Annotated in this window: 11 protein-coding genes; 9 read left to right on the top strand and 2 right to left on the bottom strand. The window is 47.3% G+C overall.

All coding sequences use genetic code 11. The annotated features are described in order from the left end of the window. The first annotated feature begins 165 nt into the window (after positions 1–165). The 6 genes from FJ444_RS21380 to FJ444_RS10645 all read left to right on the top strand — a co-directional run bounded on the left by FJ444_RS21380 (position 166) and on the right by FJ444_RS10645 (position 7,223). Positions 166–309 (top strand): hypothetical protein, encoded by a 144-nt coding sequence (locus tag FJ444_RS21380; RefSeq protein ID WP_181405129.1) that lies wholly within the window; start codon positions 166–168, stop codon positions 307–309. 156 nt (positions 310–465) lie between these two features. Then, positions 466–1,806: a GH1 family beta-glucosidase gene (locus FJ444_RS10665; protein WP_140958268.1), complete on the top strand. Its 1,341-nt coding sequence runs from the start codon at positions 466–468 to the stop codon at positions 1,804–1,806. Positions 1,807–1,815: 9 nt separating this feature from the next. Beyond that, complete coding sequence (locus tag FJ444_RS10660; protein WP_255439130.1) at positions 1,816–3,162, top strand: glycoside-pentoside-hexuronide (GPH):cation symporter; 1,347 nt, start codon at positions 1,816–1,818, stop codon at positions 3,160–3,162. Positions 3,163–3,180: 18 nt separating this feature from the next. Next, positions 3,181–4,182 (top strand): LacI family DNA-binding transcriptional regulator, encoded by a 1,002-nt coding sequence (locus FJ444_RS10655; protein WP_140958267.1) that lies wholly within the window; start codon positions 3,181–3,183, stop codon positions 4,180–4,182. A gap of 100 nt (positions 4,183–4,282) precedes the next feature. After that, positions 4,283–5,371, top strand: coding sequence for a methyl-accepting chemotaxis protein (locus tag FJ444_RS21735; protein ID WP_304539182.1), 1,089 nt, complete (start codon positions 4,283–4,285; stop codon positions 5,369–5,371). Positions 5,372–5,642: 271 nt separating this feature from the next. After that, positions 5,643–7,223: a PAS domain-containing methyl-accepting chemotaxis protein gene (locus FJ444_RS10645; protein WP_140958266.1), complete on the top strand. Its 1,581-nt coding sequence runs from the start codon at positions 5,643–5,645 to the stop codon at positions 7,221–7,223. Positions 7,224–7,437: 214 nt separating this feature from the next. Here FJ444_RS10645 and FJ444_RS10640 read toward each other — a convergent pair whose 3' ends face one another. Beyond that, positions 7,438–7,725, bottom strand: a complete 288-nt coding sequence (locus tag FJ444_RS10640; protein ID WP_140958265.1) for a YebG family protein — start codon at positions 7,723–7,725, stop codon at positions 7,438–7,440. Between the two features lie 94 nt (positions 7,726–7,819). On the opposite strand from FJ444_RS10640, the gene FJ444_RS10635 reads away from it, so the two are divergent. From FJ444_RS10635 to FJ444_RS10625, 3 genes are all read left to right on the top strand, one after another. Continuing rightward, positions 7,820–8,236: a LexA family transcriptional regulator gene (locus FJ444_RS10635; protein ID WP_140958264.1), complete on the top strand. Its 417-nt coding sequence runs from the start codon at positions 7,820–7,822 to the stop codon at positions 8,234–8,236. Continuing rightward, on the top strand, positions 8,224–9,480 hold the full coding sequence (locus FJ444_RS10630) for a Y-family DNA polymerase (protein ID WP_140958263.1): 1,257 nt from the start codon (positions 8,224–8,226) through the stop codon (positions 9,478–9,480). Before FJ444_RS10635 ends, FJ444_RS10630 begins: the two co-directional genes overlap by 13 nt. A 179-nt stretch (positions 9,481–9,659) precedes the next feature. After that, on the top strand, positions 9,660–10,175 hold the full coding sequence (locus tag FJ444_RS10625; RefSeq protein ID WP_140958262.1) for a hypothetical protein: 516 nt from the start codon (positions 9,660–9,662) through the stop codon (positions 10,173–10,175). A gap of 122 nt (positions 10,176–10,297) precedes the next feature. On the opposite strand, the gene FJ444_RS10620 is transcribed toward FJ444_RS10625, so the two are convergent. Further along, positions 10,298–12,577 (bottom strand): serine/threonine-protein kinase, encoded by a 2,280-nt coding sequence (locus FJ444_RS10620; protein WP_140958261.1) that lies wholly within the window; start codon positions 12,575–12,577, stop codon positions 10,298–10,300. Positions 12,578–12,694: the final 117 nt, after the last annotated feature.

The following is a 12,694-nucleotide window of genomic DNA, read 5'->3' as shown; positions in this document are numbered from 1 at the left end:
TGCGAACATGCGCCGCGATCGCTGAACACCTAGAACGAACAAAATTAATACAGCAAAGATCAACACGCCCTAAATAGATGAAATGCGCTGTTACAAAATAGAAAAGACTGAAATAGGTAATACTTTCATACTGATATAACTCTCGAAGACAAACTGGATATTGGCATGAAACGTTGGATTGTATTGGCTGTTTGCTTATTGGGTGCACTGGCGTGCTATACCCTTGGATTCCAGGAAGGATCTTTCGTTGTAATTGGCGTAGGTGTGGCGTTAGAGCTCGCTTTTTGGCTTAAGTTATTAAAATCCTGATGAAGTATGTTTGCGATAACCTCCTGATTAGTGGGTAAATGTAAAAAACTTGTATAATTAATGAAAGCGCTTACAATTGCCTGAAATATATTCGAAGTGTGTTTTGGGCCCTCAGAACCATCGCAAATCCCGATATTGCGTGTAAGGCGTTTTCGCATGACAACAAATTTCAGTGTAAACAAACAGCTAAGTTCAACCTCATTCCCCATTGGTGTTGCCACTTCTGCATTTCAGATTGAAGGTGGCAGAGATAGCAGAGAAGCCAGTATATGGGATACGTTTTGCACCAAACCTGGCGCGGTAAAAGATGGTTCAAATGGGTTTGTGGCCTGTGATCATATTGAATATTGGCAGGATGACATCGAACTGGTGGCGTCACTTGGTTTTGACGCTTACCGTTTTTCAGTGAGCTGGCCAAGAATCATCAGAGCAGATGGCAGTATTAATCAGCAAGGGGTGCTGTTTTACACACACCTGTTAACCCTGTTAAAGCAAAAAGGTTTAAAAGCTTATGTGACGCTGTATCACTGGGATTTGCCACAGTATCTGGAAGATCAGGGGGGCTGGCTAAATCGCGATACTGCCAGGGCATTTGCCGATTACGTGGATGTAGTTAGCAGAGCATTCAACGGACTTGTAGATTGTTACGCTACGCTGAATGAGCCTTTTTGTAGTGCGTATTTGGGGTACGAAGCCGGTGTGCATGCTCCGGGAAAAACAGGCAAGCAATATGGAAAAAAAGCCGCTCATCATTTGTTGTTAGCTCACGGACTAGCAATGCAGGTTCTGCGTAAGAATGCGCCGGATGTTACCAGCGGTATTGTACTGAATTTTACGCCTTACTATGCAGCAAGCGAACAGCAGAAAGACTGCGCAGCAACACAACTAGCCCATGACCATCATAACGACTGGTACGTTAGACCTGTGTTAACCGGTAAGTACCCGGAACTGCTGTCGCTGTTACCGGAAGATGAGCAACCCGATATTTACGAGGGCGATCTGGCTCTGATTGGCACCCCGATTGATTATCTGGGTGTAAACTATTACACGCGCTCATTCGTACAACACGATGATAACGAAGGCTTTACTATACTGCCGCCCGAGCATGGCGCTCCGGTGTCTGCTATGGGGTGGGAAATTTTCCCTAATGCTTTAAGGGACTTGCTATTACAGTTGCACCGTGATTATGATTTACCTCCAGTGCAAATCACCGAAAATGGCATGGCCTGTGACGACGTACTGATAAACGGAGAAGTTGACGACCCGATTCGAGTTCAATATTTACAGGATCATATGAATGCTGTCGCACAAGCGATGGAATCCGGTGTGAATGTAACCGCCTATTTTGTGTGGAGTTTGCTGGACAATTTCGAATGGGCTGAAGGCTACCTCAAGCGATTCGGTATTGTATATGTTGACTACAGCAGTCAGCGTCGCGTCCCTAAACGCAGTGCCAAGGCACTTAAACATTGGTTAACGCGCCGTCAAAGCGTTTAATGGTGAAATGTGACAAGTACGATTAGCGTGAAAGAAAAAGTGGCCTATGGACTAGGCGATACGGCCAGTAACTTTATCTTTCAAACCGTGATGCTGTTTCTTACCTACTATTACACCGATATCGTTGGACTCAATCCTGCAACAGTAGGCAGTATGTTTCTGCTGGTCAGGTTAATTGATGCTGTTACTGATCCACTGATGGGCTCGCTGGCTGACCGAACCAGAACTCGCTGGGGATCCTATCGCCCCTATCTGCTCTGGATGGCGGTACCGTTTGCCGTTATTAGTGTACTGGCCTTTACCACCCCAGATACCGACTACCAGGGTAAGCTCACCTATGCGGTAACCAGTTATATCGCGCTCATGCTGATGTATACCGCGATTAACATTCCCTATTCTGCTTTGGGTGGTGTTATTACCGCCGACCCCAATGAACGCGTGGCGGTGCAATCCTACCGTTTTATTTTTGCCATGATTGGTGGCCTGTTCGTCACGTCTTTTACCTTGCCTTTAGTGAGCAAATTCGGGGGTGGCGATGATGCCAAAGGCTATCAGCTTACTATGCTGTTAATGGGGGTACTGGGGATGTTCTTGTTTCTGTTGTGCTTTGCGGGCACAAAAGAACGCCTCAAGCCTGAGAAACCATTATTAATGCCACTTAAAGAGCAGTTAAAAGCGGTGTGGCGAAATGATCAGTGCCGCATATTGTGTTTGGTGAGCGTGGTGCTGCTTACCGGTATTTTATTACGCAATTCACTGGCTATTTATTACGTGAAATATGTACTCAACCGGCCGGATGACGTGACCTTGTTTGTAACAACCGGCATGGTTGGCGGTTTGATTGGTTGCGCGTTTGCCCATCCGCTGGCAAAGCGGTTTGGCAAAATTAAACTGTATGTAGGGTTACAGCTTGGTGCCGCACTGGCGTGTATGGTGAATTACTTTATTCCGGTAAATATGTGGCTTATGGCTTTACTGGTGCATTTTGTGTGGGGCTTTTTATTGCAAATGACTTCACCGTTGCTGTGGGCGAAAATGGCAGATGTTACTGATTATGGTGAGGCGCAAAGTGGTGTGCGGCTAACCGGTGTGACGTTCTCCACCATAGTGTTTTTTATAAAATTTGGGGTTGCGCTGGGGAGTGCGTTGTCTGGCTGGTTACTGGCAGTTTACGGTTATCAGGCAGGTCAGGTAACTGAACAGGTGAATGATGGCATTGCGTTTTCATTCTGTATTCTGCCTGCCATTATGTCAGTTTTGGTTGTGATAATTATGCGCTGGTATACATTAGACGCAAAGCAACTAGAAGCAACCCAGCAGCAAATTCAGGCCGCGCGTCTGAGCGCAACACATTAGCAACAGTGAACTACAAACATGGTAACCATTAAACAGGTAAGTGAAAAAGCAGGTGTATCATCGGCAACGGTATCCCGAGTAATCAACGACACCGGCACCGTTAAGGAAAAAACCCGTAAACTCGTTGTGGCAGCAATGGAAGAATTGGGTTACCGGCACAATGTAGTGGCGGCATCGCTAGCTTCCAACAAAACCAATACCGTTGGATACGTGGTTCCCGAGCTACACGGGTCGTTCTTTGGTTCCATGATGGGCGGTACCGAGCAATCACTGCGCGCAGCGCGCAAGCACATGCTTATTGCCACAGGTCACTCCGATGAGACCATTGAAAAAGCGCAAATTGAAGCGTTGCTGAGCCGTCGTTGTGACGCATTGATCCTGCACGTGGAAGCGGTGACTGACGATTACCTTGTGAATTTGGTTCAGCAAGGCGTTAAATTGGTGGTAGTGAACCGCTACATTGCCGAAATTGATGACAACTGCATTAGTTTGGATAACGTTAAAGGCGGCTATCTTGCTACCAAGCACATGTTGGATATCGGGCATACACAAATTGCTTACCTGGCGGGTTCTTTTTTTAAAGCCGATGCAATAAACCGCCTGATTGGCCATAAGCAGGCACTCTCTGAAGCTGGTCTCGAATACGATGCGTCCTTGATGTACGAAGGTAACTTCCAGGCGAAGTCCGGTGCGGAGGGTATTCGCGCGTTGCTGGCTAAAGGCAAGTTATTTTCAGCTGTGGCCTGTGCAAACGATGAAATGGCATTTGGTGCGATGAATGCATTACGGGAAATGGGCAAGCGGGTGCCAGAGGATATTTCGGTTATCGGGTTCGACAACATCGACTTTGCCAGCTACTTAACGCCTGGGTTGACCACCATTGATTACCCGGTAAGGCAAATCGGGACGATGGCCGCGCACTGGGTGCTCGACCGTGTTTACGGTAAAGGCAGTCATGCTTTTAAGCACGTTTTGGATCCCCGACTTATCCTAAGAGGTACGACCAGTAGTCCGGAGTAGCTTTATTGAAGTAATTAAAGCTATGCTAGCCCTGTTAGCTGCCGATAAGGCATATAATACCAACTAATAAAAATGCGCCCCCACAGAAGGAGCCTAGCCTGTGTTTGTATCTCGCTCAACCCACGACAGTGCTTTGCAAAAAGTCTCAGCACTGCAAAAAGAACAGTCTCATTTAGAAAACCGAATTGCCGCACTAGAAGCTGAAAACCAACAGTTAAGACAAGACCTTGCTGCGGCACAGGAAGTTGACCACAGCGGACAGGGACTGCTCAGAAGTTTGTTAGATTCATTGTGCCAGGTTGAAGGGATCCGCGAAACCGTGTTGGAGTCATATCACCAGGTATCGTCACAAACCAATAAGCTGGCAGATAATCAACGCTTGTTTGCTGATTCTTCAGCGTCGTTGCAGCAAATCATTAACGACATGGCTGGTTTGAGTGAAATGATGCTTACCATGAGCACTAGTATTGAAGGGTTATCTGAAACCGCTGATAGTATCAATAAATTCGTATCAACCATTACCAGTATTTCTGACCAGACTAACCTGCTGGCGCTTAACGCCGCCATCGAAGCGGCTCGCGCCGGTGACGCTGGTCGTGGATTCAGTGTGGTAGCGGATGAAGTTCGTTCATTGGCTAACGAAACCAATCAGTCGGCAAACGAAGTATCAGAGTTGGTAAAAAGCATTATCCAGTCAACCCAAAAAGCGGTGTCGTCGGTAGCTGAATTGCAACAGAACAATTCGCACCTGGCCAACGGTGTTACCCGCTTAAATGGCAACTACGAAGAAATGGTGTCGCACTGTGATGTGATGGAAGAAGCTATTCGCGGTGCCAGTACGCAAACGTTTATTCAAACTGTGAAACTTGACCATGTAGTGTGGAAATCGGAAGTATACTCAGTACTTTGTGGACGCTCGTCGAAAGCACCAGAAGATTTTTCAGATCATACGCGTTGTCGGTTGGGCAAGTGGTACAGCGAAAACGCGCATCTTCCGACGGGAAAAATCGATGCATTTAAACGCCTGGATGCGCCCCATGCTGCAGTACACCGTTTTGGTGTTCAGGCCATGCGGGCAGCGCAAAAAGAAGACACTAAAGGCTGCGAAAGCGCAATAGCCTCTATGGAAGAAGCCAGTCGTCAGGTTGCCTCATTACTTGATCAGATTGGAAACCACTTAGCGAGATAGCGAGTAGTTATCAGATTAGATATCAAAACAGCACCTCATTGGTGCTGTTTTTGTTTAAGGCTATCAAAATTTTCGTTCTGCCGCGTTGTTATGCCATCGCACGAAAACATCCCTAATTAATTTGCGAAATTAATCCACCGTGTCTACTTTAGTATAAGCATTGTTCCTCGTTTACATACCTTAAAAATACAGTGAATTACAGATTTTCGGCGAATGCCATTCTGTGAAGAATATTGTTCAGTGTCCTTGGACTTATTGGAGTACCTACACCATGCGGAATAATCAGCCCGTCACGCAGCGGGAATATAAGTTTCCGAGAGAGTATCGGTTAATATCTGCCACTGACGAGCGCGGAATCATCACACATTGCAATGAAGAGTTTATTGAAGTGAGTGGTTATAGTCGTGAAGAATTAATTGGCAAAAATCACAACCTGGTCAGACACCCTGATATGCCGCCCGGTGTGTTTAAAGAAATGTGGCAAACACTTCAGGCTGGTAGAATCTGGATGGGACTGGTAAAAAACCGGCGCAAAAATGGTGATCATTATTGGGTATCAGCGTTTGTTACACCCGTTTACGATGGCAATCGCATTGTAGGGTACGAATCGGTGCGTGTTCCGGCTTTAGAGCATGAAATTGTACGTGCTGGATCACGCTATTCGCGTATTCTGGCCGGTAAGTCTGCCGCTCCAGCCTCAGAGCTTTACGCGTATTTTGTAAAAAAACTGAGTATGTATTGGGTGCCTGGGATCCCCTTGGTGGCATTTTTGGCATTTACGTCGGGTTGGATGTCTGCCTTGGTTACCGCAGTAGCACTTATCATTATTGGTTTATGGCAGTTTAAGGCAACTGAAGCGGATTGGGAGTCGTTGATAAAGTTGAGCCCTGACTCCTACGACAGTCCTGTTGTATCGCAAACCTACTTTAGTGATTTTGGCGCTGTCGCGCGGGGCAAACTGGTGTTGGGGTGTGAATTGGCGCGGAGCCGAACTGCACTCACACGAATTAAGGATTCTGCCAGCGGTTTGGAAGAGATTGCCAATACGACGCATCAGCAAGCTGAGCGTACCAGCTCCGCAGTAGTGCAGCAAAACCAAGCGACACAGCAAATCGCATCGGCAGTAACGCAAATGTCGCAATCGATACAGGAAGTAGCGGAGCGAGTTGAAAATAATGCTGAAAGTGCCAAGCTGGCAGCCAATAACGTAAATACCGGAAATCAAAAAGCCGAATCGGCTGCCGCCGCTATTGTGGAACTAAAAGAGGTAGTGGAATCGATCTCTAAAACGGTAACTGAGCTTGCGCAATCAACCAGTGACATCGGTGAAGCCGCCAGTATAATTTCGTCTATTGCAGACCAAACTAATCTGCTTGCCCTTAACGCGGCAATTGAAGCAGCACGCGCAGGCGAACAGGGAAGAGGGTTTGCCGTTGTGGCCGACGAAGTAAGGGCGCTGGCGTCTAAAACCCGCGAATCTACCGATAAGATCCACGACATTATTCAGGTACTTGCAAACCGCAGTGAGCGGGCGGTTACGGTGTCTACCCGGGGTCTGGAGTCTGCACAGCAAGGTGCCGAAATTGTAGAAGAGACGCGTCGGGCACTTTCTGAAATCAATACTGCCGTAAAAGGCATCAGCGAAATGACAATGGAAATGTCGGCTGCCGTAGAAGAACAAAGCTCTGTGGCCGAGCACATCAATCAGCAAATTGTTGAAATTGCAGATGGCGCAGCTGACACCCAGCGCAGCTCAGAAGCGTCACTTGCCGCTAGCGAGCGCCTACACGCTACAATTGGTGAAGTAAACGGCGTAATTAAGCGATTCAACATAAAAGGCGAAATTGGTTAATAGCCATTCGCTTTTTTAAGCTTAACTTAGTCTTAGCCGGAGCCTAAGCTTTGGTAAAGCTAACTAAAACAGGCACGGCAACCACTTTACTGCGCAGTGCCTGTTTCATCAAATGCCACGGTTCCCCCCAGGGTTTCCTTCCAAGGCTCCCCCAAGGTAACCCAATTTGTGACCCAACTGGTGACCCCGCTCATTTACCGGGGGTATCCCGGATTTACCCGTTAGCTTTTAGCTTTACTACCTCGGCACTTTCTTCCGACAGTATGCTGTCTGCGCTTGTGCCTTTTAATAATTTGGCCAGGCTGTCTTTGTTCTTAGACAGCATAACAGACAACTCCTCGGCAAGGTCGTCGCTGAGTTTAATGCCTTTAGCCTGAATGTAGATAGCCAGGTTGTCTGCTACATCCAGCATTTTATCGTACTGATCTGCTTCTTTTTTATCGGTAGTAACCAACTTTTCTACCCCTTTGTGTGAGACCACATATTGTGTTGTGATAGCCATGGTAAAACTCCGTTGTTGTAAAATTCCTTGTCACTTTATCGCAATTTACTGTATAAATAAACAGTATTTTAAAACATTGTGATGGTGTGCATTCATGCTTCAAATTATTCCCGTTGCAGCGCAGGCAGGGATCAGCGGTTTTGAGTCGCCGGCAGTAGAATACCGGCAACTGGCTTTGGATTTGGATGAACTGTTAATTGAACACCCAAATGCTACCTTTATCGGGCAAGCGAAGGGTGATTCTATGACCGGAGTTGGCATTTTCGATGGCGATCTGCTTATTGTGGATCGCGCCGCTTCGGCAACCTCACTGGATGTGATAGTGGCAAATCTGAATGGCAGCTTTGTGTGCAAACTGTACGACAGAAAATCGCAGGTATTGTTATCTGCCGGTCTTGATCATCAGCCCTACGCCTTAGGCGAAGGCGATGTTTTTGAGGTTGAAGGTATTGTGGTGCGCTCAGTGCGAATGCACCGGTATGTAAGGTATTTGAGCCAATGTATGCGTTAGTGGATGCAAACAGCTTTTATGCGTCAGCTGAAAAAGTATTCGACCCGGCCATACGCCACAGGCCGGTTGTTGTGCTCACTAACAACGACGGTTGTATATGCGCGTTATGTGAATACGCTAAGGCGCTTGGCGTAAAGAAATTCGGGCCTTACTACAAAGTAAAAGGGCTGCTAGCAAAGCACAACGCCGTGATCCGCTCATCAAACTATGAGCTTTACGATTATCTGTCTAACAAGATGATGCAGGTAATTGGCGAATTTGCGCCCGACCAGCATATTTACTCTATTGATGAGTGCTTCTTGTACTTTGATAACTGGCAGCCGCCGAGTGGTTGGTTGTCGCATGCATTAGCGATTCAGCAAGCCGTATGGCAACAACTTCGTTTGCCGGTTGGTGTTGGCATGGCGAGCACACCTACGTTGGCTAAAGCAGCCAGCTTTGCGGGTAAGCGTTTGGGCGATAAGCAAGGTATCGCAGTGCTTGACTCACCCGAAAAAACACAAGCAGTGCTGCAGGCTATGCATGTGCAGGACGTATGGGGAGTGGGTAAGCGCATTGCCGCAAGATTAGAAGCCCAGGGAATTCATACTGCCTGGGCGCTGGCAAATACCTGTCCTAAAGCGCTGCGAAAACAGTTTTCAGTAGAATTAGAGCGCACTGTGCGAGAACTCAACGGCACAACATGCATTGAGTGGGACGCCGAGCGCGCCAACAAGAAGCAAATCTATTCAACCAGAGCATTTGGTAAAGCGGTTACAACGCAACAAGCGCTGCGTGAAAGTTTGTGCTGGCATGCCGAAAAAGTGGCAGAAAAGCTCAGGCGTCAAGGCAGTAAGGCCTGCCTGTTAACCCTGTTTACACACGCCAACCCGTTTGCCAATACGCGGCAGTATCACAAGGCAGTGCAACATCGCTTTGCCCAGCCAACTAATGACACCAGGGCGTTAGTGGAAGCAGCGAGTAGGGCGTCGGTGGTTTTATACAAAGCCGGTATTCTGCTGCATAAGTGCGGTGTGGGCGCTATTGAAATAATTGATACCGAGCAGGAGCAACAGGATATGTTTGCACAACTCACACATAACCCCAAAGTTATGCAGTGCATGGATGCCATCAACGCACGGTACGGCAGCCAGACTATTGGCGCTGCGGCTAAGGGGATACATCCGCAATGGTCCATGAAACGCGAGTATCTGTCGCCCCAATACACAACGAATTGGCGGCACCTACCTAAGATTGAGTGTTGAGGGCCGATAGTAAGCTCAATTGTAATTGACTCTACCACTGCATGTTTAACTGGATGCTTAGTGAATTTAACAGTACAAATAATTTCAAGTGCGCGATTTACTTGTCAATCATTTGTATCAAACGTAGTGTAGAGCATTGCAGTGCTAAATTGCCTCCAACATTCAACGAGTAAAACACAATGCGATTTGTTCAAACCTGGCGATCTTCAGGCACGCGCTCAGTGCTTCTGATTTTAGTAATCTGTTTATTCACTTCAGTGTGTTGGGCTGAGTCTCCAAACACAATTATTGCGCTGCATACTGTTGAGCTGAATAACAAGGGCAAACCGATAACTCGAACTTACGCGGAACGCTATAACAGAGTAGTACTTACAAATCAGGAAAGTGATGACGAGAGGGTAGTCGAATATGGGGGACTGGCTACGCAGATTTATTTGGAACCAGGCGTTTATTGTTTTAAGTCTGTCTACATTAATTCGTCTCAGTTTCTGGGTATAGTAAATCCACTGTGTTTTTTGGTAGAAGCTGAAGGCATAACAAATGCTGGTACATGGGTTATTGGGACTAAAGTTACCGGTAGTAACTGGTATGCAGCCATGGTTGATGTAAAAGCGAATTATGACGAATTGGCCGGAATATTGGGCGTCCAGCCAGGTGCGGCTGCCACTGTACTAAAGCCAAAACCAGTACAATAGTCTTCGCCATAAGTGGTTTAAGCGCTTGCCTTATACAATTATCAAAAGCCATTTTGGCTGGGTTAAAAAAGCAAAGGTGTAAGTAGAAAGACGTTCAGACTTCACACTCATATAAGGAGTAATCACTTCAACAGATTTTGTGCGTCGTTAAAAAATCGTTGGTACATTGCTCCTGCTTCGCCCATAGCGTCAAGATCCTGTTTAAATCGCTGTAAACGTTCTCTGGCCGCATCTTTGTCATGATCAACCAGATAGCGAATGGTGAGCGCATGCAACTTAACGTTTACCAATGGGGGTAACGACATATTTTCCAGTTTATTACTGAGAGCGGTAAACACTTGTGTTTGATCCTTGCCCTGTTTTAGCCTTATTTCAATCAATCCAATTTCACTGGAGAGGCTAAGCACGCCATTCTCGCCCTCGGTTTTCTGTGCCATAGATAGCGCATGCTGCATACCCGTTTCTGCTTCATCCAACTGGCCTAATTTCGCCAGTAACGTTGCATGATTGGCAAAACTTGCAGCAGTGGCCGTCCCTTCGCCAACCAACATTAGCTTTAATTGCGCTATTTCACCGATTTCTTTGGCGGCAAGAGCAATATCGCCCTGTTGCAGACGAATAGCAGCTAAAGCCTCCCGGCAGTTGAGCACATCCAGACTCACGCCTAATCCAATTGCATCTGCGGTGGCGATTGCCTCTGTATAGGCCTGCTCTGCTTCAGGCAGCTGGTCAAACTGCCGATAGGCATGCCCCAGAGAGGCTTGTAGCAGCATACGTGTGCGACTTGGATTTGACCAACTGCGACCAAGCTCATCTAAGGTATCCTCCAGTAATCGGACAGACTGCCTGGGATCCTCACCAACGCGAAGTAAACGCGCTTCCAAATCGCGACTGCGTATCAATTCAAGCGCGTACTGTGGATGCTGAGACCAAAAATCCTGAGCCTGTTTGAGGTATTCTGATGCGTCAGATTGTTTGCCTGACAATTGCGATAGCGTGGCAATGCCAAATGCGGCCATTGCACGAATATCCGCAGGCACAGTGTTGCTGTTTAACAGTGCTTCATACATTCGTAAAGCGCCGTTGATGTCTTTTATCAGGTTATAAATTTCGCCTACCTGAAGCACGATAGGTCCAGCTGTATCGGGGTGCTGTTGCAGATTGGTCAGAAGCCTGTCTTCATGGGCAAGCAGTAATTCCCTTGGGTTTAGTTTGGCGTCGGGCTGGCTGGCAAACAGCGTTAACAGAAATTCCGTTACGCCTGCTTGTTTTTGCTCCTCTATAAGTAATCGATCGCGTTCAAGTGCAGCCTGATAACCCTGATGTAATCCCATTACTAAAAACACCAGCGTTAACGCCGCCAGGCCGCTCGAGAACGGATTGCGTTTGAGAAAACACCTGCACCGATAAATCAATCCTCCATAACCACTAACAGGTCGGTCTTCCAGCACAGCCGTGATCTCTGCTCTTAGGGCGTGAACCGAAGGGTAACGAAGCTCTGGGGAGGGATTACTGGCCCGTTGAATGATGGCGCGCAATTCTCCGGGTAACCCGCTGAGTTCGCAAAGTTTAAATGGTGGTTGCTGGAACATGGTACCAACCAGTAAACCAAGATTGGATTGCTGCGCGCCTAAGCATTTACCAGTGAGCAAACTAAACAGTATAAGCCCCAGGCTATATACGTCCTGTGCCGCGCAGGGTGACGCGCCTTGCCATATTTCGGGCGCTGCATAGGCTGGGGTGCCGCCCTCATTGATGTGAGCCTGGCCTAATTCTGCACTTATGCCAAAATCAATTAGCTTCAGGTGCCCGTTGTCTGACACCACCATGTTCTGCGGTTTAATATCCCGGTGCATTAAACCAAAACTATGCAGGTACGCAACAGCATCACAAAGTTGCAGAAATAGCATAAGTTTCGCGCGCACCGACAAAGCATTTTGGTTCACATAGCTAATAGGGTCGGTACCTTTTAAGTACTCAACCACCATATACAAACTGCCATCGGGGGCCTTACCACCGTCAATGAGCCGGGCAATATTGGTATGATTCAGTTTAGCAAGACGACGGCGTTCGAGAGAAAACCCCTGATCAATGCCCTCACTGTTCAGCCGCACCAATTTGAGCGCTGCGGTTTCGTGATGCACCTCGTCATCCCGCTTTACCAGGTAAACCTGCCCGCTGCCGCCTTTGCCTAGCAATGACAACAGCCGCCACACACCCAATACACTGAAAGGCAAGTCGGGAGAGGATTGTTCAGTTCGCAGATCATTCACGGCTAACATGCGTCGCACTTTAGCCAGCGTTTCTGGTGAAACATTGCATTGTGCTATCCAGGCCTCACGTTCCTCATGAGGCATATCCCAGAGCATGTCATGTATTTCCAAAATACTGCTTGATTGCATGGTACATTCCGTTGCTGTTGCATTTTTATGAGCAATAGATTAGCGCTAACTCGCTAAGTTTTCATACAAATAAATGGCAATGACAATCTGTATAGTTGAAATTGTTAATACAACCAC

It is taken from the genome of Aestuariibacter sp. GS-14, from assembly GCF_006494365.1.
Classification (GTDB): domain Bacteria; phylum Pseudomonadota; class Gammaproteobacteria; order Enterobacterales; family Alteromonadaceae; genus Alteromonas; species Alteromonas mangrovi.
This window is presented reverse-complemented; position numbering and strand designations above follow the sequence as displayed.

What these genes read in the sequence shown, in the direction of transcription:
- FJ444_RS21380 (WP_181405129.1), top strand. Translation starts at nt 166, where the DNA reads ATGAAACGTTGGATTGTATTGGCTGTTTGCTTATTGGGTGCACTGGCG.
- FJ444_RS10665 (WP_140958268.1), top strand. Translation starts at nt 466, where the DNA reads ATGACAACAAATTTCAGTGTAAACAAACAGCTAAGTTCAACCTCATTC.
- FJ444_RS10655 (WP_140958267.1), top strand. Translation starts at nt 3,181, where the DNA reads ATGGTAACCATTAAACAGGTAAGTGAAAAAGCAGGTGTATCATCGGCA.
- FJ444_RS10645 (WP_140958266.1), top strand. Translation starts at nt 5,643, where the DNA reads ATGCGGAATAATCAGCCCGTCACGCAGCGGGAATATAAGTTTCCGAGA.
- FJ444_RS10640 (WP_140958265.1), bottom strand. Translation starts at nt 7,725, where the DNA reads ATGGCTATCACAACACAATATGTGGTCTCACACAAAGGGGTAGAAAAG.
- FJ444_RS10635 (WP_140958264.1), top strand. Translation starts at nt 7,820, where the DNA reads ATGCTTCAAATTATTCCCGTTGCAGCGCAGGCAGGGATCAGCGGTTTT.
- FJ444_RS10630 (WP_140958263.1), top strand. Translation starts at nt 8,224, where the DNA reads ATGTATGCGTTAGTGGATGCAAACAGCTTTTATGCGTCAGCTGAAAAA.
- FJ444_RS10625 (WP_140958262.1), top strand. Translation starts at nt 9,660, where the DNA reads ATGCGATTTGTTCAAACCTGGCGATCTTCAGGCACGCGCTCAGTGCTT.
- FJ444_RS10620 (WP_140958261.1), bottom strand. Translation starts at nt 12,577, where the DNA reads ATGCAATCAAGCAGTATTTTGGAAATACATGACATGCTCTGGGATATG.